Source organism: Chitinophaga flava (assembly GCF_003308995.1).
Taxonomy (GTDB): Bacteria; Bacteroidota; Bacteroidia; order Chitinophagales; family Chitinophagaceae; genus Chitinophaga; species Chitinophaga flava.
Genome location: NZ_QFFJ01000002.1, coordinates 2092047 through 2113817 on the forward strand (window position 1 = coordinate 2092047; position 21771 = coordinate 2113817).

Annotated in this window: 12 protein-coding genes; 7 read left to right on the forward strand and 5 right to left on the reverse strand. The window is 48.1% G+C overall.

The window, feature by feature from the left end:
* The first annotated feature begins 37 nt into the window (after positions 1–37).
* Genes DF182_RS24610 through DF182_RS24620 form a run of 3 tightly spaced genes read left to right on the forward strand, consistent with a single transcriptional unit; the run spans position 38 to position 5111 of the window.
* On the forward strand, positions 38–1141 hold the full coding sequence (locus DF182_RS24610) for an efflux RND transporter periplasmic adaptor subunit (RefSeq protein ID WP_161964251.1): 1104 nt from the start codon (positions 38–40) through the stop codon (positions 1139–1141).
* A gap of 20 nt (positions 1142–1161) precedes the next feature.
* Positions 1162–4335: an efflux RND transporter permease subunit gene (locus DF182_RS24615; RefSeq protein ID WP_113618431.1), complete on the forward strand. Its 3174-nt coding sequence runs from the start codon at positions 1162–1164 to the stop codon at positions 4333–4335.
* Positions 4336–4352: 17 nt separating this feature from the next.
* Positions 4353–5111, forward strand: a complete 759-nt coding sequence (locus DF182_RS24620) for a class I SAM-dependent methyltransferase (protein ID WP_113618432.1) — start codon at positions 4353–4355, stop codon at positions 5109–5111.
* A 282-nt stretch (positions 5112–5393) separates the two neighbouring features.
* Here the strand turns inward: DF182_RS24620 and DF182_RS24625 are convergent, their stop codons facing one another.
* Together DF182_RS24625 and DF182_RS24630 are read right to left on the reverse strand one after the other, a co-directional pair.
* Positions 5394–8318 carry an FAD-binding and (Fe-S)-binding domain-containing protein gene (locus DF182_RS24625; RefSeq protein ID WP_245957539.1) on the reverse strand — a complete coding sequence of 975 codons (2925 nt, stop codon included), beginning with the start codon at positions 8316–8318 and terminating at the stop codon, positions 5394–5396.
* Positions 8319–8400: 82 nt separating this feature from the next.
* Positions 8401–9300, reverse strand: coding sequence for a DUF72 domain-containing protein (locus DF182_RS24630; protein ID WP_113618433.1), 900 nt, complete (start codon positions 9298–9300; stop codon positions 8401–8403).
* A 198-nt stretch (positions 9301–9498) separates the two neighbouring features.
* On the opposite strand from DF182_RS24630, the gene DF182_RS24635 reads away from it, so the two are divergent.
* Genes DF182_RS24635 through DF182_RS24645 form a run of 3 tightly spaced genes read left to right on the forward strand, consistent with a single transcriptional unit; the run spans position 9499 to position 13722 of the window.
* Positions 9499–10917, forward strand: a complete 1419-nt coding sequence (locus DF182_RS24635; RefSeq protein WP_113618434.1) for a glycogen synthase — start codon at positions 9499–9501, stop codon at positions 10915–10917.
* 50 nt (positions 10918–10967) lie between these two features.
* A complete protein-coding gene (locus DF182_RS24640) occupies positions 10968–12239 on the forward strand; it encodes a glucose-1-phosphate adenylyltransferase (protein WP_113618435.1) in 1272 nt (423 codons plus the stop codon).
* Positions 12240–12252: 13 nt separating this feature from the next.
* A complete protein-coding gene (locus DF182_RS24645; protein ID WP_113618436.1) occupies positions 12253–13722 on the forward strand; it encodes a glycoside hydrolase family 130 protein in 1470 nt (489 codons plus the stop codon).
* 5 nt (positions 13723–13727) lie between these two features.
* Here DF182_RS24645 and DF182_RS24650 read toward each other — a convergent pair whose 3' ends face one another.
* Complete coding sequence (locus tag DF182_RS24650; protein ID WP_113618437.1) at positions 13728–14729, reverse strand: glycosyltransferase family 4 protein; 1002 nt, start codon at positions 14727–14729, stop codon at positions 13728–13730.
* 213 nt (positions 14730–14942) lie between these two features.
* Here DF182_RS24650 and bshC point away from each other — a divergent pair, with 213 nt between their 5' ends.
* On the forward strand, positions 14943–16523 hold the full coding sequence (gene bshC, locus DF182_RS24655; protein WP_113618438.1) for a bacillithiol biosynthesis cysteine-adding enzyme BshC: 1581 nt from the start codon (positions 14943–14945) through the stop codon (positions 16521–16523).
* A 106-nt stretch (positions 16524–16629) separates the two neighbouring features.
* Here the strand turns inward: bshC and DF182_RS24660 are convergent, their stop codons facing one another.
* A complete protein-coding gene (locus tag DF182_RS24660; RefSeq protein ID WP_113618439.1) occupies positions 16630–18852 on the reverse strand; it encodes an FUSC family protein in 2223 nt (740 codons plus the stop codon).
* A gap of 168 nt (positions 18853–19020) precedes the next feature.
* The gene (locus tag DF182_RS24665) at positions 19021–21423 is read right to left on the reverse strand and encodes an outer membrane beta-barrel family protein (RefSeq protein ID WP_113618440.1); all 2403 of its coding nucleotides are present in this window, start codon (positions 21421–21423) and stop codon (positions 19021–19023) included.
* Between the last annotated feature and the right edge of the window lie 348 nt (positions 21424–21771).

The window sequence follows — 21771 nt, forward strand, 5'->3', positions numbered from 1 at the left end:
TCTCCATATGTACCTGAAATCAAATTGGATAATATTCATGATCGCGCTCCTGGGCACGTCCTGCGGCGGCGGTAAGAAAAATCAGCAGGCGGCCATGATGGGCAAGATGAAAGCTACTGTAATGGTACAGGACGTCGTGCCGACTTCCTATACGGTGAGTTCACAGTTTCCCGGCACACTGGTGGCGCACGATGTGGTGGCAATCCGCTCTGATGTGACTGGTTTTCTCTCCGGCATAAAAGTGAAAGATGGAAGTATGGTGAAAAAAGGCCAGCCACTGTATGATATCGACAAAAGCCGTTATGTTGCTGCCTATGGCCAGGTGGCCGCCAGCCAGCAACAGGCGGAAGCCGATCTCGCACAGAAACAAAGAGACTACGAAAGATATAAAACACTACTCGAACATGACGCCATCTCCCGGCAAACGGTAGACCAGGCCTATACTGCTGTGCTCACCGCCAAAGCCAATGTAGCCGCTGCTAAGGCTGCTGTCGCTAAAGCCGGTACAGATGTTAACCACTCGGTGATCCGCGCCCCGGCCAACGGCTCCATCGGTATCGTCCTGATCAAAGTAGGCGATATCGTCAATGCCGGCCAGACACAGATCAATACCCTCGTCAACGAACATCCCATCTTCGCTGATTTTGATGTACCACAGGCCAGCATCCCCCAGTTCCTGCGCATTCAGAAAGGACAAGGAGATGAAAAGTTCTTCCTGAAATTTACCAGCGGTGAAAGCTATGGAGAACAGGGGAAAATACAGACAATCAACAATATCGTTGACCCGCAAACAGGTACCATCCGCGTCAGGCTTGTGTTCCAGAACAGAGATGGCCTACTCAAATCAGGTATGAGCTGTGTAGTAGTCATGCAATATACCACCCCTGGCACACAGGTGGCCATCCCCACCAAAGCCATTATCCAGAACCTGTCCGAAACATCCGTGATGACCCTGACAAAGGATAATGTGGTAAAACCGGCATCTATCAAGCCCGGGCCCATTACAGATACCATGATCATCGTGGAAGAAGGCCTTAATGCCGGAGACAGGGTGATTATAGAAGGGCAACAGAAAGTCAGGCCCGGAGATACCGTTAATGTAGCCGGTGCCGGTGGTGCTCCTGCAGGAGGTAAACATTAATCCTAAATCGCCATCACAGTATGATTTCAAAAACCTTTATAGAGCGCAAGAATACTACGATAGTCATAGCCATCATCCTGGTGATTGTGGGGTTGATCTGTATGTTTAACCTGCCCATTGCGCAGTTGCCCGATATCGCCCCGCCTGTGACAGATGTAAGAGCCACCTATGTAGGTGCCAACTCCACCACTGTGGAAGAAACCGTGACCACGCCCATAGAAAACCAGGTCAACGGTACGCCCGGCGCGATGTACATACAGTCTGTAAGTGCCAACGACGGCTCCATGAGCATTACGGTTACCTTTAATCTCGGTACAAACCCTGATATCGCTACACTCGACGTACAAAACAGGGTTAGCCTCGCCTTACCCAGTACTCCCGATGAAGTACGACGTGTAGGCGTTACCGTGAAAAAACGTTCCAACGACATGCTGATGGTAATAGGGCTCAACACTCCGCATGAAAAACACAGCCATGAATTCCTGGACAACTACATGAACATCTACCTGAAACCGGAACTGGCCCGTATCGAAGGGGTGGGCGACGTAAATGTGTTCTCCCAGGATTATAGTATGCGTATATGGCTCAACCCCGATAAGATGGCTGCACTTGGGCTCACTGCCGGAGATATTGCCCAGGCTATCACCGAACAAAACCAGCAGGTGCCGGCGGGTAGTATCGGCGGACAGCCCATGTCCCGCAATCAGGCTTTTGAATATACAGTTAGCGTGAAAGGACGCCTGGCTACCTCAGAAGAATTTGGCAATATCATCGTTGCGAAAAATCCGAATGGCGGACTGGTACGCCTCCGCGACGTGGCCAGGATCAATCTGGGCTCTTTCTCCTATGCTATCGATGCTAAAGCCGATGGCAAAACAGGTAGTGGTCTGGCCATCTACCTGGCGCCTGGAGCCAATGCCCTGGATGTAAATGACCGCGTAATAGCCAAAATGGAGGAACTCGCCAAAGCCTTCCCCGAAGATGTGAACTGGCTTATCCCCTTTGAAACCACTTCTTTCGTAAAAATATCCATCAACGAAGTATTCCATACTTTCCTCGAAGCATTAGGACTGGTAGTGCTGGTGGTGTTTATCTTTCTGCAGAACTGGCGTGCTACCATCATTCCCATCCTGGTAATACCCATATCACTGATAGGCACCTTTATCTTCTTCCAGCTGCTGGGATTTTCCATCAATACCCTTACCCTGTTTGGTTTTGTACTGGCCATTGGTATCGTGGTGGACGATGCTATTGTGGTAGTGGAAGCGGTGCAGCATCATATTGATGTTGACCTGATGTCGCCGCGGGAAGCCACTTTTAAAGCGATGTCGGAGGTACAGGCGCCGGTAATTGCCATTGCGCTGATTCTGGCAGCTGTATTTGTACCGGTGGCGTTTATTCCTGGGGTGAGTGGTCGCTTGTACCAGCAGTTTGCACTGACGATTGCTTTCTCCGTATTGTTGTCTGCTTTTCTGGCACTTACGCTTACGCCGGCTCTGACAGCTATTCTTCTGCAGCCTGCTCATCTCACTAAAAAATCACGTGGGCTGAATAAACTCTTTTTTAAATTTAATGAATGGTTCAACAGATTCACTAACCGTTATGGCAATATGGTGATGCGTGCCATTCGTTTTACGCCGGTGGTCCTGATACTATTGTTGCTGCTTTTTGTAGCGGCTTTTTATTTGTTTAAGAAGACGCCTACCACTTTTGTGCCGCAGGAAGACATGGGGGCTATCTTCATCGCGTTGGAGTTACCTGAAGCGGCATCCACGGAGCGGACTAAGGAGGTGGTGAGTGAAATCGGTGATATCCTCCGGAGAGACAGTGCTGTACTCCACTTTTTCGGGATCTCCGGGATCAACTTCGTGGCCAATGCAACCAAACCCAACTCGGGCACTTTCTTCGTCAGCCTCAAACCATGGGATGTCCGTTATCCTCACGGCGACGATATGAATACTGTGGTAGGCCGCCTCCAGGGCGCCACCAGCAGAATTCTTGGTGCCACTATCATCCTGATCCCCGCACCCACACTCCGTGGTTTGGGTAACTCCGGTGGTTTCTCCTTCATGCTCGAACAGAAAAGCAATCCGGATATAGGCCAGTTTATGCAGGTAATGGGACAATTCCTGATGACAGCCAACCAGCGTCCGGAGATAGCCAGGGCCTATGCTTTCTTCAGTGCCAATACCCCGCAGTTTAATGTGGAAGTAGACAGAGATAAGTGTAAACAGCTGGGGGTAGCTGTCAGTGATGTGTTTGGCGCATTGCAGACATTCCTCGGAGGTCTGTATGTGAATGACTTTACACGGTTTAGCCGCAGCTTCCGCGTAGTGTTGCAGGCCGATTCATTATATCGTACTAATATCAACAACCTCGCTACTTACTATGTACGAAACAACCTTGGGCAGATGGTACCGCTGAGCGCACTCCTGGTCACCCGAAAAGGGGCAGGAGCTCCGGTAATCAACCACTTTAACCTGTATCGCTCTGTAGAAATTGATGGAGATGCCCAGGTAGGCTACAGTAGCGGCGACGCTATCAATGCGCTCAAGGAAGTGGCCGCCAAAACCCTCCCGGAAAACTTCGGCTTTGAGTGGGCCAACGTATCCCTTCAGGAGATAAAAGCCGGAAAGAGCAGCGTGCTTATTTTTATGTTGTCTATATTGTTTGTATTCCTGCTGCTGACAGCATTGTATGAAAGCTGGTCGGTACCCTTCTCTGTATTGCTGGCGGTACCGGTGGCCCTGTTTGGCTCTATCATAGCGCTCACGCTCACCAAACAGGCCAACAGCGTTTATTCACAGATCGGTCTTGTGACGCTGATCGGGCTGGCAGCCAAAAACGCCATCCTTATCGTAGAGTTTTGTAAGGATCGTGTAGACAGAGGAATGCCATTGATGGACGCTACGCTGGAAGCCGTAAAACTGCGTTTCAGGCCTATTCTCATGACATCCTTCGCCTTCATTCTCGGGGTAGTGCCTCTGTGTCTGGCTAAAGGGGCTGGTGCGGCCTCCCGTGTTAATATAGGCTTCACCGTTATTGGAGGGATGCTGGCAGCCACCTTGCTGGGGATATTTACAGTGCCGGTACTGTATGTGCTGATCACCAAACTGGCATATGGTAAAAAGAAACTGGCCGAACTCGAAGCACATGGCGATGAAGCCAGAAAACCCAAAGGTCTGGGTGAATAGTATTACTTTTAGCTGCCATGAAAAATACCGAACGATTTAGTAATAGGGTAGCCGACTATGAAAAGTACAGGCCACATTATCCGGAAGCCATTATTCCTTATTTGTCTGCTACCACCGGGCTTTCCCCGCAAAGTGTGATCGCCGACATCGGCTCTGGTACGGGCATCTCGGCACAACCCTTTCTGGACAACGGCAATACCGTATTTGCCGTAGAGCCTAATAACGAAATGCGGGCTTCAGCAGAAAAACAGCTAGAGCGCTTTCCAGGCTTTAAAAGTGTCAACGGTACCGCCGAACATACCACCCTGCCCGATCACTCCATAGATCTGGTAGTGGCTGCCCAGGCCTTCCACTGGTTCGACAGGGAATCCGCCCGCAAAGAGTTTCACCGTATCACCAAACCGGGAGCATTCGCAGTGCTCATGTGGAATTTCCGGCCAATCAACACTCCCTTCGAACAAGACTATGAGCAGCTGCTCAGGCAATACGGTAATGATTACCAGCATATGCAACACCGTAGTATAGACGCGGCACAGCTGGCAGCTTTCTTCCTGCCAGACACCTTCCGGGAAAAATCTATTGTGAATGCCCAACGCTTTGATTTTCCGGCATTGAAAGGGTTATTGTCCTCCAGCTCCTATATGCCAGATAAAACCCATCCCAGCTATCAGCCTATGGTCAGAGCACTGGAAGACCTCTTTGAAAAATACAAGGAAAACGGCATCGTGGTGTTTAGCTACGAAACGAAACTTTATACGGGAAATCCGGGAGCATAATTCGTTTCCCAGGGCTGAAGCCCTGGGCTATGTTTGTCTGGGGATACTGCGGTGGGTTTTATAAAAAAATCTACGCCAGGTTCCCATTAAACGTCTTTACACCCTACAAATACAGCTGCATTTTTTATAAAAATCCTTCCTAAATCCCATCCATTTACCCCAATCCTCCCTACAAATACAGTGATATTTTTTATAAAAAAACCTTCCTAAATCCAATCCATTTATCCCAATCCCCCGTCTTTACGCCCAACAAATATAGCCCAGGGCTTTAGCCCTGGGACCCTAAGCAAGGCTATCAAAAAGAATTTCAAGAGGATGTAAGGCTTTTACGCCAGTTCCATCTTTTACTTGATGGCGGCAGCTGGTGCCGGGCGCTGCTATCAGCGTGCCTGTGGTAGCATTGCGGACGGCGGGAAACAGTACCATTTCTCCGATTTGCATGCTGAGGTCGTAGTGTTCCTGTTCATAGCCAAACGAACCGGCCATACCGCAACATCCGGAAGGAATTACTTCTACGGTAAAATGTTGTGGTATGGACAACATTTTTTTACTATGCAGTGCAGATGATAGTGCTTTCTGCTGACAGTGGCCGTGTAGTTTTATATGTTGTTCCCTGGGGGTAAACTGGGCTGCGGTGATATGTCCTTTTTCTGCTTCGCTGGCGATGAATTCATCTATGAGGAAGCAGTTTTTGGCGAGGGTCTGTGCCTGCTGGCGCAGGTTTTCGCGGACAAGATCAGGGTATTCATCACGGAAACTGAGGATGGCAGATGGTTCTATGCCCAGTAGGGGAGTAGATTCGTTGATAACGTCGCTGAATATACGAACATTTTCTTCTGCCAGTTCCCGGGCTTTGCGTAACAGTCCTTTGGACATATATGCACGGGCACTTTCCGGATGCTCGATCATTTTTACTTCATAACCCAGACGGTGCAGTAGTTGTACTGCTTTGATACCTATCGGTGTGTCGTTGTAGTTGGTAAACTCATCGCAGAACAGGTATACGGTGCGATTGCCGGTACCTTTCTTTTCTTTGGACCAGGTCTGGTTGAACCATTTGCGCAAAGTGGTATGGTGCAGTTCTGGCAGGGAGCGTTTGGGGGCAAAGCCGCTGAGTTTGCGGATAAGGCCGCCGGTAAAGCTGTTGTTGATCAGTCCATTATATACACCGGGTGCGATGGCAGCCAGGGCAGACAGTTTGGAGAAGTTGCCGATCATTTTGGCGCGCATGGGTACACCGTTAGCATCGTAGTAATGCTGCAGGAATTCCATTTTCAGCTTGGCCATGTCTACGTTGGACGGACATTCCGATTTACATCCTTTACAAGCCAGACAGAGATCCAGTACGTCGTAGATTTCCTGGTGGTCAAAGCGGTTTTCCTTGTGGGAATGAGTGAGGAACTCGCGCAGGATATTGGCTCTGGCGCGGGTAGTATCTTTCTCGTTGCGGGTGGCCATGTAACTGGGGCACATGGTGCCGCCGCTCAGGGATGTCTTACGGCAATCTCCGGAACCGTTACACTGTTCTGCATGCTGGAGAATGGTCTGTTCCGGGAAATGGAAGATGGTGTTGAAAGCGGGTGTTTTTTGTCCGGGTTCGTACCGCAACATACTGTTCATAGACGGCGTGTCTACGATTTTGTTGGGATTGAAGATATTTTCCGGGTCCCAGGTATATTTGATCTGGCGCAGCAGTTCATAGTTTTTGTCACCCACCATCTGTTTGATGAATTCTCCACGCAGGCGGCCGTCGCCGTGTTCTCCGCTGAGGGAGCCCTGGTATTTTTTCACCAGGGTAGCAATTTCTTCGGCGATCGTTCTGAAAAGCTGGTTACCTGTTTCTGTTTTCAGGTCGATGATGGGGCGGAGGTGGATTTCACCGCTGCCGGCATGGGCGTAGTGTACGGCATGCAGGTTATATTTTTCCAGGATGATGTTGAAGTCCCTGATAAAGTCAGGCAGGTCTTCTACTGCCACGGCTGTATCTTCGATAACAGGTACGGCTTTCTCATCTCCGGGGAGGTTACTGAGCAGGCCCAGTCCGGCTTTACGGAGTGTCCAGATTTTTTTGGTGTCTTCTCCGAAGAGTAGCGGGAAATGATATCCCAGTCCGGCGGCACGTAGGGTGGCCTCGAGGCGGCCGGCTATTTCCTGTACTTCTTCCCGGGTGTTGCGGCAGAATTCCACTACCAGAATGGCGCCGGGGTCGCCCTTTACGAAGAAGCGGTTTTTACTTTGTTCAATATTGTCTTTGGTGCACTCCAGGATGTAGTGGTCAATCAGTTCGCTGGCGCTGGGTTTGTAATCCATGACCAGGATATTGGCACGAAGTGACTCGTCTACATTGTTGAAGTGGATACACAGCAGTCCTACCTCTTTGGGAGGCAGGGGATCTATATGTAGTTTGATTTCTGTGATAAAGGCGAGGGTCCCTTCGGAGCCTGCTATCAGTTTACAGAAGTTAAAGTCTTCTGTACCGGCGGTGAAGGGGGCTGTTTCCAGCAGCAGATCTACGGCATAACCGGTATTACGGCGGGGTATGCTCTTTTTAGGGAATTCCCGTCGTATTTCTTCCTGGTTGTGGTGGTTGCTCAGGGTGCTGCGTATCTGGCGGTAGATATGGGTTTCCAGTGTATCCGGCCCTTCACATTTATTGTGAAAATCGTCCGGGGAGATGCTGCCGAAGGTTACTTCTTCGCCGTTGCTGAGCAGTGCTTTCACTTCCAGCAGATGCTCACGGGTGCTGCCATATACTACGCTGTTGGAGCCGCAGGAGTTGTTACCTACCATGCCGCCTATCATGGCGCGGTTGGCAGTGGAGGTTTCCGGGCCGAAATAAAAACCATGTGGTTTGAGGTACATGTTGAGTTCATCACGGATGACGCCGGGCTGTACCCGTACCCAGTTTTCAGCAGTATTTAATTCCAGTATTTTGGTAAAACTACGTGACACGTCTGTGACAATGCCGTTGCCGACTACTTGTCCTGCCAGTGAAGTCCCTGCAGTACGTGGGATCAGCGAAGTTTTATTATTACGCGCAAAAGCGATCAGTTTCTTTAAATCGTCTGTTGATTCAGGGATGGCCACGGCCAGCGGCATTTCCCGGTATGCCGACGCATCAGTGGCATAAAGGGTTCGCATGGTATTGTCTGTATAAAGCGTGCCTTCCAGTTCCTGGGCCAATAGCTCTAGCTTTTCGCGCATCATGGTATAACCGGTTTAGAGAGGGCGAAATTAATATTTCAGTCCGGCTTTTTTATCCCTTGTAATGTATTCGTCAAAAAAAACATTATTCCTTTACAAATTGCGGCTTTTTTACTTTAAGCCCGCAAACCGCTTCCAGCCTGTCTGCCAGGTAAACAGCGAGATCAGGTGACAGTGCTTCATCATGCATATGCATGAAAAAATATACCTCCTGCAGTCCGTTATCAAGCCAGTATTTAATGCGGTTGGCCCAGTCATCGATACGGGTATAGTCAGTGGGATGTAAACTGTTGCCTACAAAACGGATGAATATTTTAGGGATGGTGAGATGCATATGCGCACAGTCCCTTCGTCCGGCGGTATCCGTAATGATGGAGCCTATATTCAGTGACTGCAGTTTTTCGAACAGTTCCAGCCTGACAGCTTCATCTGCGTACCACTCTGGGTGTCTGACTTCCAGAAAAAACTGAAGATCGGTAGGTAAGGAAGCCAGGTATTCGTATAGGGCTTTCCGTTTGGCGGGACCGTATCGGTCGCTCAGCTGGAGGAAGATAGGACCCAGATGCTGACCAAAGGCGAGTACCCCTTCCAGAAAGGCGGTGGTTTTAGGGCCTGCGATAGCAGGGCTCAGGTTACTGAAATGGCTGATTGCCTGTGGTACCTTCGGACAGAATTTAAAATCAATTCCTTTGGCGGCAGCGTCCCATTTGGAGATAGTGGAGGGGCCATAGATCTGGTAATGGGTGGCGTTGAGCTCTATGCCGTTAAAGTGATGTACATACTCCTGCAGGAATTGTGTTTCTTTAGTTCCTTTGGGGTATATCTTACCAATCCATTCCCGTCGTCCCCATTTGGCGCAGCCCAGGTAGGAAAGCGGTTTCTTCACAGGTTTACCTTTCAGTATTTTTTTGTTGAAAAGAGGTTCTGCCGGCAGTTTGAAATCCAGTTCTTCCAGCTCGGCGGGAGTAACACGGCCAAAGTCCATAAGAATAGTTTTAAACTAGCAGCCAGGGTGGCTGTAGCACACATGACATAATGGGGTACAGGTATAACAGGAGGTCTTACAAAGATACTAAAACAGAAGGCTGATCCCTAAAAGAACCCAGCTAAAATAAATTCTGATGAAACCCTTTGTTTTCTTATTTTTCCACGTTAACTTAAGATAGATTATCAATTATTTAGCATGGAGATATTACACGTTAGCGCGGAATGTTACCCGGTAGCCAAAGTAGGAGGGCTCGGTGATGTGGTAGGGGCGTTACCCAAATACCAGTACGAACTGGGGACTATTGCCAAGGTGGTAGTGCCGGCCTACAGGAACAAGTATTACGACACCCACGAATTTGATGTGGTCCATCAGGCTGGTATGTGGCTTGGACACGACTGGTACCACTTCAATGTGCTGAAGGAACGAAGCAACGAACTGGGCTTTGATCTGTATCTGGTAGACATCCCCGGCTTGCTCGATACCCCGAACGTTTACGGTTATCCCAACGACACGGAACGTTTTCTGGCCTTTCAGATCGCTGTGCTCGACTGGGTCAATGAATGGAACCATCAGCCGGACGTGATTCATTGTCACGACCACCATACCGGACTGATACCTTTTCTCATGAGTTATGGTTACAAGTATGAACGCATGAAGGAAATACCTTCCGTGCTAACCATTCACAATGCTCAATACCAGGGCCAGTTTGGATGGGACAAGCTGTACCTGATACCCTCTTTTGATTTATGGAAATCCGGACTGCTGGACTGGAGCGGGGCTATTAATCCCCTTGCTGCCGGTATTAAATGTGCATGGCGTGTTACTACAGTATCTCCCGGCTACCTGGAAGAACTGTATCATAACGCTAACGGGCTCGAATGGCTGATCAGCCATGAACGGGCCAAAACAGTCGGCATTATCAACGGTATAGATAATACAGTGTGGGACCCTGCCACCGATACCATGGTGCAGATCAACTATGATATGGATACAGTTGCTGAAGGGAAACTGGAAAATAAAAAAGCGCTCTGCGAACGCTTCGGCCTTGATTCCTCCTTACCACTCGTATCCTTCATCGGCCGGCTGGTAGGAGACAAAGGAGCTGACCTGCTGCCTGAAATTATTAGCCGCTCCCTGCATGAATTACCAGGAGAAGTGAACTTCCTCGTATTGGGAAGTGGAGATCCACATGTGGAATGGTCACTACAACAAACAAGACACGAGGTCAGTTATGGCTTTAACCTGCATATCGGGTACAATGAATCGCTGGCACATCTTATCTATGCCGGCAGCGATTTTCTGTTGATGCCTTCCCGGGTAGAGCCTTGCGGATTGAACCAGCTGTATGCCCTTCGTTATGGTACCGTACCGATGGTGCGTAGTACCGGCGGACTGAAAGATACTGTAACTGATTTTGGTGATCCCGATGGTTTTGGTATCCGTTTTAATCAGGCTGGCATTTGGGATGCCTGCTATTCCGTAAAACGGGCCATTGAGCTGTTTAATGATACCAGCCATCTGGAGGAAATACGGCTGCGGGGCATGCGGCTCAACAATTCCTGGGGCCGTTCAGCACAGCGTTATCTGGAAGTATACAGTAGTATGAAAAGTTAACACTGAAGATAAAGCACAGCGATTTCCTAATCTAAACCAACATCCACATTATGACGAAAGATGTAATATCCATTATTCTTGGAGGCGGTGCAGGTACCCGCCTGTATCCCCTTACCCGTCGCCGGTCTAAACCGGCAGTGCCTATTGCCGGTAAATACAGACTGGTGGATATTCCTATCTCCAATTGCCTGAATGCGGAACTGAACCGCATTTTTGTGTTGACCCAGTTTAATTCTGCATCGCTCAATAAACATATCAAAAACACTTATCACTTCAGCAACTTTGATAAAGGGTTTGTCGATATTCTGGCAGCAGAACAAACCCCTGACAACCCCACCTGGTATCAGGGTACTGCAGATGCCGTAAGGCAATGCCTCCATCATGTGGAGAACTTCGATTTTAAATACATACTGATCCTCTCCGGCGACCAGCTTTACCAGATGGATTTCCAGGAGATGATTAACCACCATATTGAAACGGGCGCTGAAATTTCTATCGCTACCATCCCTGTGAGCGCAAAGGATGCTTCTGATTTTGGGATACTTAAAACAGATGCTTCCGGTGCTATTGTTTCCTTTACAGAGAAACCATCGCAGGAAGCCCTGCCGCCATGGGCCTCTGAAGTGAGCGATGATATGAAGCAGGCTGGTCGGGTGTACCTCGCCAGTATGGGTATCTATATCTTCAGCAGGGAAGTGTTGTTCGAAATACTGAACAAAAAACCGGAGGCGACCGATTTTGGTAAACAGGTGATCCCTGATGCAATTGAAGCCCAGGCCAGGGTGTTCAGTTATCAGTACGAAGGCTACTGGACAGACATCGGTAATATCTCCTCCTTCTGGGAAGCCAATATCGGACTGACAGACGAAATTCCGCAGTTTAACCTCTTTAATGAGTCGCAGACTATCTACACCCGCGCCCGGATGCTGCCGCCTGCTAAAATATCAGCAACGCTTGAGAAAACAATCATTGCTGATGGTTGTATTATTATGGCAAGTCGTCTTGAACGCTGTGTGGTGGGCATACGTACCCGGATCGGCAAAGGGTCGGTCATCTCCAATACCTACATCATGGGGAGCGATTACTACCAGACCCTTGACGAACTGGACAAGGCCAACACCGAAGGTCGTCCGCAGATGGGCATAGGGGAAAACTGTGTTATCGACAGGGCGATTATAGACAAGAACTGCAGTATCGGAAATAACGTACATATCAAAGGCGGGGATCATCTTCCGGATGGAGATTTTGAGAAATATACAGTAAAAGACGGCATTGTTGTTGTAAAAAAAGGAGTAGTCCTGCCGGACGGATTCAATATCTAACAAAACAATACACATGCGATTGTCAATCGAGCGGAAGCCTACCAAGATTTATCCTGATCTGAAAAGGGTGGTCGCCAGGTTTTTTTTCAATGGCGAAGCCAGGGCTAAATCCATCATTCAGCATGTTGCTGGGATGACCGATGATGAAGTAGAAGTAACGATTACGCCTATACTGAGAGAGTTTTCCCGGCGTCACCGTAATATTACCCGCATCTTCGAAAGACATGCAGACAGAATCAAACATCTTTTCGCCGCAGTGCAAGTCAATTATGACGAGCTGTCGCTGAAAAGGAAACTGCTGACCGGCTCGTATTTTACCAATGAATATTCCATAGAGTCTGCTGCTTTTTTTAATCCATCGATGATTGAAGATGTGGACCAGAGCGGGTTGGAAGTAGGGGAGAAAAGAATCATACTCAGCTTCCGCGCAGTTGGAGAAGGACATATTTCTTCCATTGCCTTCCGCAGCGGACTGATAGACCGTGATAACCAGATCACCCTGGAAACTGCCGGCAATTATGTGGATGAAGCAGAAGTGATCCGCAACGCCATGTATAATAAAGGTAATTTCTTTCAGAACGCGGTGTCTATCAAACTCCCCGATCCGGTTATGCAGGAAGTAATGCACAGCCTGCCCGATCAGTTTGAATACATGGCTCTGAAGAAGGTAATCCGCGAAATGCAGCAGCGTTACCAAATAGACCACCTGCTCAAAAAAGCACTGGAAAGGTTGCTGTGGCTGGCAGATTCTTACTATGAACTGAATTTCTCACTGGACACCGATATCTCAGACCGTGTCATCTTCCCATATTCCGATGCGGAAAGCAGAGGGATAGAAGATGCCCGGTTTGTAAAATATACCAGCGAAAACGGCAGTGTCACCTATTATGCCACCTATACCGCCTTTGATGGTGTGACTATTCAGCCCAAACTACTGGCCACAAAAGATTTCTATAATTTCAAAATAATGCCCTTATATGGAGAGGGGGCCCAGAATAAAAATCTGGCCCTCTTTCCCCGTAAAATCAAGGGAAAATATGTGATGATATCCCGTATCGATGGTATCAACGGGTATATCATGTATTCCGATAAAATTAATATATGGGAAAATCCTCAGATACTGCATACCCCTAAATATCCCTGGGAATTTGTTCAGGTGGGCAACTGCGGCTCCCCCATTGAAACTCCGGAGGGCTGGCTGGTGATTACCCACGGGGTGGGCCCTATGCGTACTTACTGTATTGGTGCCAGTCTGCTGGACCTGGATGATCCCGGCACGGAAATAGGCCGTCTCCGCGAGCCGCTGCTTATGCCCAATAAGGACGAAAGGGAAGGTTACGTGCCCAACGTCCTGTATTCCTGCGGCTCTATCGTACATAATGATGAGCTGATCATTCCTTATGGCTTATCCGACTATGCTTCAGGCTTCGCTACAGTCAACCTGGAAAAGCTGCTGAACCAGATCAAAGCCGACGGTGTATAGCCTGCTCAGATCATTTTATAAACTTTCAGATAATCCTCCGTCATCCGTTCCGTTGTAAAGTGCTCACGGGCATGCATATGGCATGTATAGCGGTCTATCATACGGATGTCTTCCACCGCTGCTGCTGCCTCCTGTGTGGTATCCACCAGAAAACCGGTGCGCTGGTTCTGTATCAGCTCCGGCATTGAACCACGGTTAAATGCAATGACCGGAGTGCCACAAAGCATAGCTTCCGCCACACTCAGCCCGAAAGGTTCGTTGAAGCTGATCGGATGCAGGAGTGCAGTGGCTTTACCCAATAATTCACTACGGGCAGCGCCCCCCACCGGTCCCAGGTACTTTACCTGCTCATTGTCGATGTAAGGTTTTACCATCTCGTTAAAATAATCTTTCTGTTGTACTATCCCCGCCATCAGCAACTGCCGGTTGGTGTGCCGGGCTATTTGTATGGCCTCGTGTGTGCCCTTATCCGGATGAATACGCCCATAATAAAGCAGGTAACCATCGGCGGTGGGACTAAAACTAAAGTCCTCTGCCCGGATACCGTTATATACTGTTGCTTTATACTGGAGGGATGGATGACGGTCGGAATTGCTGATAGAGACGTAATGCCCCCCCTGGTTGTAGCGCTGGTACACAGGAACAATTTTCTCAGAAGAAAATCCATGGATGGTAGTGACCATAGGAGTGCCGATAAGCCGGGAATAAGTGAGGGGAAGAAAATCAAAATGATTATGGATAAGATCAAAGTGATGTGCCTGTTCCATCAGGTAGCTGATATGCATGCATTCGTTGACCTTGGCATCTGCGGAGTGGTCTTCTTCATAGCCCTGCCGGCATATCCAGGCCAGTTTACCATTTGTAACAGAATCGCTGGTGGCAAAAAGGGTTACATCTATTCCCCGGGCAATAAGCCCTTCTGCCAGGTTGGATGCCATCTGTTCCCAGGGGCCGTAATGTCTGGGTGGGGTACGCCACGCTACCGGTGAAAGAATTGCGATCTTCATAGTTTAAACCTTTTATCCGGCCAGAACCATACTGCCAGCCGTTTTCCCATTATCGGCAAATTCCAAACCATAATCACCGGACTCCGTCCATCAAATTTCAAAATCAAAAATCTTTAAATCACAATTTCTTCTCTAACTTCGTACATTCAAAAGTTTCGATGTGTTCAGATATATCGATTACTTTTATTGATCATTTGTAATTCGACACGCAATATGCTCGAGTATATTCCTTATGGGAAGACTGGTTATTTTAATCAGCTGGTAATAGATTTTTTAGCAGAAGAGCCACAGATCAAACCATTTTACGCCTATTCGCCTGTAAAACCGGATTTTGCTGCAGCTATCAAGGCCCGTCAGCAGTTCAATACCCCCCGGACAGCCCTGGTAGCGGCATTACAACAGCAATATAAAAACCTGGAACCCGTGAAGGCGGTACAGGATAATATTGCCAGCCTGCTGGAAGAGCGCACCTTTACGGTCACCACTGCTCACCAGCCCAACATCTTCACCGGCTACCTGTATTTTGTATATAAGATCCTGCAAACCATCAAACTGTGCAGGGAACTGAAACAACAGTATCCGCAACAGCACTTTGTGCCTGTATACTATATGGGCAGCGAAGATAATGACCTGGAAGAACTGGGAAGTATATACCTGGAAGGTAAAACCCTGACCTGGTCTGCCGGCCAGCAGGGAGCTGTAGGCCGCATGCAGCCCGATGGACTGGAACAGCTTATCGGCCAGGTAAAAGATGCGCTGGGATATGCTCCGCATGCTGGAGAACTGATTGCGCTGTTACGCAAGGCCTATCTTGAACACAATAATATCCAGGAAGCCACCCTGTATCTTGTACACGAGCTGTTTGGCCGCTATGGACTGGTGGTACTGGTGCCTGACAATCCTGACCTGAAACGTTTATATATTCCTGTCATGAAAGATGAGCTCTTTCATCAGGCTTCCCATACCATCGTTAATGATACCCTGGCTCAACTGGAAGCTCACTATAAAGTCCAGGCCAATCCCAGGGAAATAAATCTTTTTTATCTGCAGGATGGTATGCGGGAACGGATCGTACAGGAAGGGGAACAGTGGAAAGTATTACACACCCCGTTGAAATTTGACGCTGCCGCCCTGGAAAAAGAGCTCGAAACACATCCCGAACGTTTCAGCCCCAATGTCATCCTGAGAGGAATGTTTCAGGAAACGATCCTCCCTAACATCGCTTTTGTGGGCGGTGGTGGAGAAATTGCCTACTGGCTGGAGCTGAAAGGCCTTTTTGCTCATTATAAAGTACCATATCCTGTACTGCTGTTGCGTAACTCCCTGTTATTGACAGATGAGATGTCGAAGCAGCGCCTTGATAAGCTGGGGATTACCACTGCGGAATTGTTCCAAAGTACCGATGATATCGTGAACGGCTATGTGAAAAAACATACCAATGCCACGCTGGTTCTCAAAGAGGAATATGCTGTCATTGAAAAGTTGTTTGATGCCCTGGAGGAAAAGGCACGTAGTATCGATGTGACATTGGTGGCCAGTGCCGGGGCAGAAAGGAGCAAAGCGTTAAAATCTATTGGTAAACTGGAGCACAAGTTTCTGCGGGCGGAAAAGAAAAAATTTGCCTGGCAAACTGACCAGATCAAACAGGTGAAAAATAAATTGTTCCCCGGTGGCGCCTTACAGGAGCGTAAAGAAAACTTTATGCCCTGGTATGCCGCAGAAGGACCAGCATTCCTGGACCGGGTACTGGAGGCATTGACGCCGGTAACAGATCAGTTTATAATATTGAGCTGAGATATTGATTGAAACTATTTTTGAGGGGCTGTCTCTATAAAAGAGGCAGCCCCTTTTGCTGGATAGCTTACCAGGCAAAAGGGGCTGCTGTTTCTTTATTTATGAATCAGCTCAGGGCTTTACCCATATCCTTTACAAGAGAAAGCATGGCCTGCAGTTGGTCATGGACCTGTTTGGTTTCCAGCATCTCATCCCGGGTGGGGGTAGCACCTTTTCCTTCGTTGATCTCAAGCTGTCTGAGGTGCACCAGGTTGTGCAGATGTTCATCCAGTGTATCAAAGGCGTTGATGGGAGCCTGTAGTTGGGCTTGCTCACGGGTCCGGGGATCAATCATCAGGTACAGCTGGTCCATGTAGGCCAGCAGGTAATTGGTGATTTCCTGGTATTCCGGCCTGGGGAACTGCACACCGTGATGCATGCTGTAGGCGGCCAGGGCGGCTATATGGGAAGTAAGGGTATGGTTCAGTACTACAAAGTGATATACTTTGGAGGCATTTTTCTGTTTGCTTTTAGGTTCAGACAACATCCGCTGGAAGGCGGCCATCATATTGGCTGTGTCTACATAGGTGGTTTTACGGGCCAGCTTGAAATCGGTCACGGTATTGCTTTCTCCGGCATATACCTTTAACACCAGTTCCAGATATTTCCGGTTGGAGAGCAGCATTTTTTGCATGAACCCGGGCAGCGTATTGTGTTCCCAGGAAGGCCACAGCAACATATTGGCGAAGAAGGCGATACCACCGCCAATGAAGGTATCGAGTACTCTCTGGGTAGCATTGTAGAGATCAGCCGGATGCAGGAAATGCAACAGGAAGATGATAAAAGGTGTCACAAAAAACACGCTCAGTGTATATTGGAAGCTCATAAAACTATAGGCTCCCAGGATACACAGCAACATGGTGATGAATATAATGGTATTGTTGTGTGTGATGTAAAGCAGTCCGGCGGCAAAGAGTGCTCCGAGAACAGTACCTATCAGGCGTTGTATGCTGCGTGAGCGGGTAAGGCCGAAGCCGGGTTTCAGGATTACCACAATCGTCAGGAGGATCCAGTATACACGGTCCAGATGCAAGGTTATTCCCAGCAGATAACCAGTCACGGTGGCGAGGCTTACGCGGATAGCATGTCTGAAAATATGGGATTTGAAGGTCAGGTTGTCCCGGAAAGTTTCAAAATCATATTTCTGTCGGGTGGTAAACTTAGACAGTTCCAGCTTGGGATCAATGGTTGCGTCTTTCAGTCGTTCGAGGCGAGTAAGGCGATGAAGGTTGTAGATCCTTTGCGCCATATCCTGGAGGTTCTGAAGGATATTGGTGAGTGGGATGGTGCGGGTCCTTTCCGCCAGGGTAGGCAGTTTGAGGGTAATGTCCGCGATAGCCTTTTTCACCTTTTCCATTTCATATTTCAGATTGGTTTTGGGGAGGGAACGTTGTCCGGCTGCCACAGCCAGTCCTATGTTTTTAAGTTCTTCCACAAATTCGGTGATGAGGGCATGGAATTTCCCGAGGATATCGTCTTGCCGGAAATCGCGCTGGAGGGCATTGTAGTCTGTCTGGGAGGCCATGATCTGTTCCTGCAGGTCCACCATGTCCAGAAAGATGAGCACCATGCTTTTATTGATACTGGTGGTACCTTGTTGGGCGGAGCGTCTTTTTAACAGCAGCTCACGCACGTTTTCCTGTTTTTCGTTGACGATCACCTGTTGGGCCAGCACAGCCTTGTAGTTGGCCGCAACATCTACTCCTGGTGTATAGAAATTAGCCCTCAGTTCCAGGTAGCGGGCAGTCTGCAGGATACAGTCGCCCAGAGCCTGTTGTACATTGAGGTAGGGGCGGATCTGCCACAGGATCAGCGCCAGCAGCGAATACCAGATACTGCCCAGCAGCACCATGCCTGCATATACTACCGTCATCTTTGGTGAAAGATGTGTCTCTCCAAGGATGGAGACCATAATCAGCAGACAGCCGGTGCCGATATTACCACCCCGGTTGCCGTACACCAGCATCATTGCATACACAAAACAACAACCCAATATCCAGAAAGCCATCGGTGTTGGATAGGGCAATAGCAGCCCTGTGCCCAGTGCTGTAATAAAAATCAGGATGGTGCTGATGATAAGTCCGTTGCGCTTGTGGATGATAGTGCCAGGTACATCGCTGAGGGCGGTACACAAGGCGCCCATCGACATGGCAATACCCAGGCCCAGTTGGCCAATGGCCGCAAATATAAGGGAGGGGACCACCACACTGATAGTGGTGCGCAAACCGTTGCTGAAATGATAACTGTAAAGGAAGCTCTTAATATCGTTGATCCGCTGTTCTGTACGCAAACGTTAATCTGTTTTTGAAAACACAAAGATACACGCATCTCGCAAAGCAGCAAAGAAGCAATGTGTTCAGCGTAACTTTCCAGCACAATATTTTTGAAATTTTTCTAAATACCTTACATTTTAATAAGCCTTTATCAGGTTCTGAGTGAGTCCCTTTTGTTCTGCAGATCATTGAATACTGCTGGTGTCAACCGTGCTTTTTCGTGTAGCGCTGTTTGTTAGTTTACCAAAGCGCCAGCTAACCGAGAAGCTATAAGAGTTAGCAGGGAAGTTGGTAGTATATATCCTGTGAAAGGAGGGGTCTTTGATTTCGGATATCATAGGGCGCTGTTTCCGAAAGGGCTGATCAGCACTCAAGGTGAGGGAGAGTTTTTTATTGAGAAGGTCTTTGCGGAGGGTAAAGCCATAACCAATATTGGAGCTACTGCTGCCTTGCAGGCTTGGGCTGCTGCTATAGAAATATCCATAGGCATCGCCCCGGAAATCATGACCAAAATTATAATCTGTGTTCATGTATACATTACAGGAAAAACCACTGCTGTGCAGATTACCGCCGTTATTGAAATCAGTGTAGCTCACCCGCCCATTGGTTCCTACATTCCATTTTTTAGTCGGAGAGAAGCGAAGACCAAGGTTTACGCCAGCGGCTTTTGATTTGCCAATATTGTCATAGGTGGTTCTGGTAATGCCTTTGGTGCCATCAACACTGATAACGTTTTGAATTGAGTTATTGGTAAAAGTGTAATCTATACCGGTAGTCAGACTGATCTTATCCAGGATTTTGTTTAAATAGAGTCCGAAACTGTTGGCATAGGCCGGTTTCAGGTTGGGATTACCATATACAATATTATAGGGGTCATTATCATTGATATAGGGATTCATCGCAAGGATCTCTGGCCGCTGTAATCTGCGGCTGTAGGATAAAGAGAGGGTACTGAGGGCTTCCATCTGCCATGTAATGTTAATAGTAGGTACCAGACTTAGATAATTACTCTTGATGGTGGTGTTGTTGGAAAAAAAATCCCCGGTCTGATAAGTCTGTTCTAATCTGGTACCTGGCTTAACGCTGATTTTAGAGCCTATCTTAAATCGATAGGTGACATAAAAAGCCAGAATGCTCAGTTGTGTATTGAAGATATTAAAACGATCGGGGTTGGGTATCGTATCGCCTTGTGAATTACGGACAACCTGTGTGGTCGTATTTTCTGTCTTCTGGAAAGTGCCTTTAACGCCGGTTTCCAGTTTCTGGTCATGAGGAAGTGGAAGGGTATAGTCCATTTGCACGGTGGTTAGCCGGTTTTGGATAACATTATTGTTCCTATAAAAGCTATCTGTACCGGGATAATTGTTTTGAATGTTATCGGTATGGCCATCCGCAGAACCTGAAATTATGTATAATACAAATGACAATTCATGTCCGGGTTGTTTGAATTTGTGTTGGTAGTCCACTCCCGTTCCCACCCCCTGGCCAGGATTGTAGTTGTTGCTTTGGTAAGTGCCCTTTTGGATAAGGTGGTTGCTACTGTCATACCAGTTGTTGTCCTGAGGTGTATGGATGGTCGATCTATTAAAGGTACCACTGGCGGATATGCCGATACTATTGGAGCTATCTATGTCGTAAGTAAGTTCCAGACTGCCAGACAAAGAGTGGCTGTTTTTTCTTGTTTCCGTATTTTGCTCCAGGCGGCCTTTGTCACCAGGGATAAAACTTTCCCGGATGATGGAGCTGCTGAAGCGGCTGTTTTCTGAACTGCCACTGACATAAGCTGTAATACCAATTTTCTTTTTCCTGGCACTGAAAGACCCTCCTCCATTGAATCTTCCCAGGGTGTTATAGCTGCTGAATAGGCTACCGTTATATCCTATCGTGTGCTTTTGAGTGATAATGTTGATAATGCCTCCAATACCCTCTGCATCATACTTGGCGGAGGGTTCGGTAATAATTTCTATTCTTTTGATGATACTGGCAGGATATGCTTTCAATGCTTCTTTGGGATCCCTGGTGATCATGGAGGTGGCTTTACCATTCAGTAGTACTTTGTAGTTGGTTTGACCTTTTAATTTAATGGTCCCGTCGGCATCTACAGTAACGAACGGGATTTTACGCATGATATCCGAAGCAGAGCTGTTGTCTTTTTCGATATCATTTTCTACGTTGTAGATTAGTTTCTCATCTTCCAGCTCAATCAGTGGCTTTTTGCCGGTAACGGTCACGCCGCCCAGTTGCCGCATGGTTTGCGACAGGTAGCGGATGCCCAGGCGGTGGGTGAGATGGGCGGCATCTACCCTGAATGTGTCGAGCATACGGGGAGTATAGCCCAGCATCGTAATGCCTATCTGATAAGAGCCCGGTGCCACGCCGCTGAAGTTAAAACCTCCCTGGTTGTCGGCGAGGGTATGGGCAACTGCTTTACGGTCGGCCGCTTGCATCAGTACTACAGTCGCAAATTCTACGGGCTTCCCGGTAATGCTGTCTATTACCTGTCCGGTGACAGATCCCCCTTGCTGGCGGGCCTGGAGGGAAATAACAATCAATAACAGGAACAACAGCAATGTGCCTCTTAGCGTCATGGGTAGAATGGATTATTTTGAGGTATTACTCCGGGGCGGCCTATCTGTATAAAATGGCATAAGTCATTCTGGCATAGCTACATAGGTGCTGCCGGATTAGTTACACAAGCTATGAAATGTTACTGCTATTCCGGAGCGGTTGGAAACAGCGGATACAATTTAACATTCCTTGTTAATGTAAATTTCTCACAGGCAATTAAATTATAATCCTGCTTTTTACTATATTTATAATCAGTCTTTTAGAAAATCTGTAGGGGCTTCGGTGGTGTTATTTTTCGCCACAGTGTGTATAAAAAATTAAGGGAGATACCTGCTTCTCACTTAATTTACTTTTCATTCGGGTAAAAT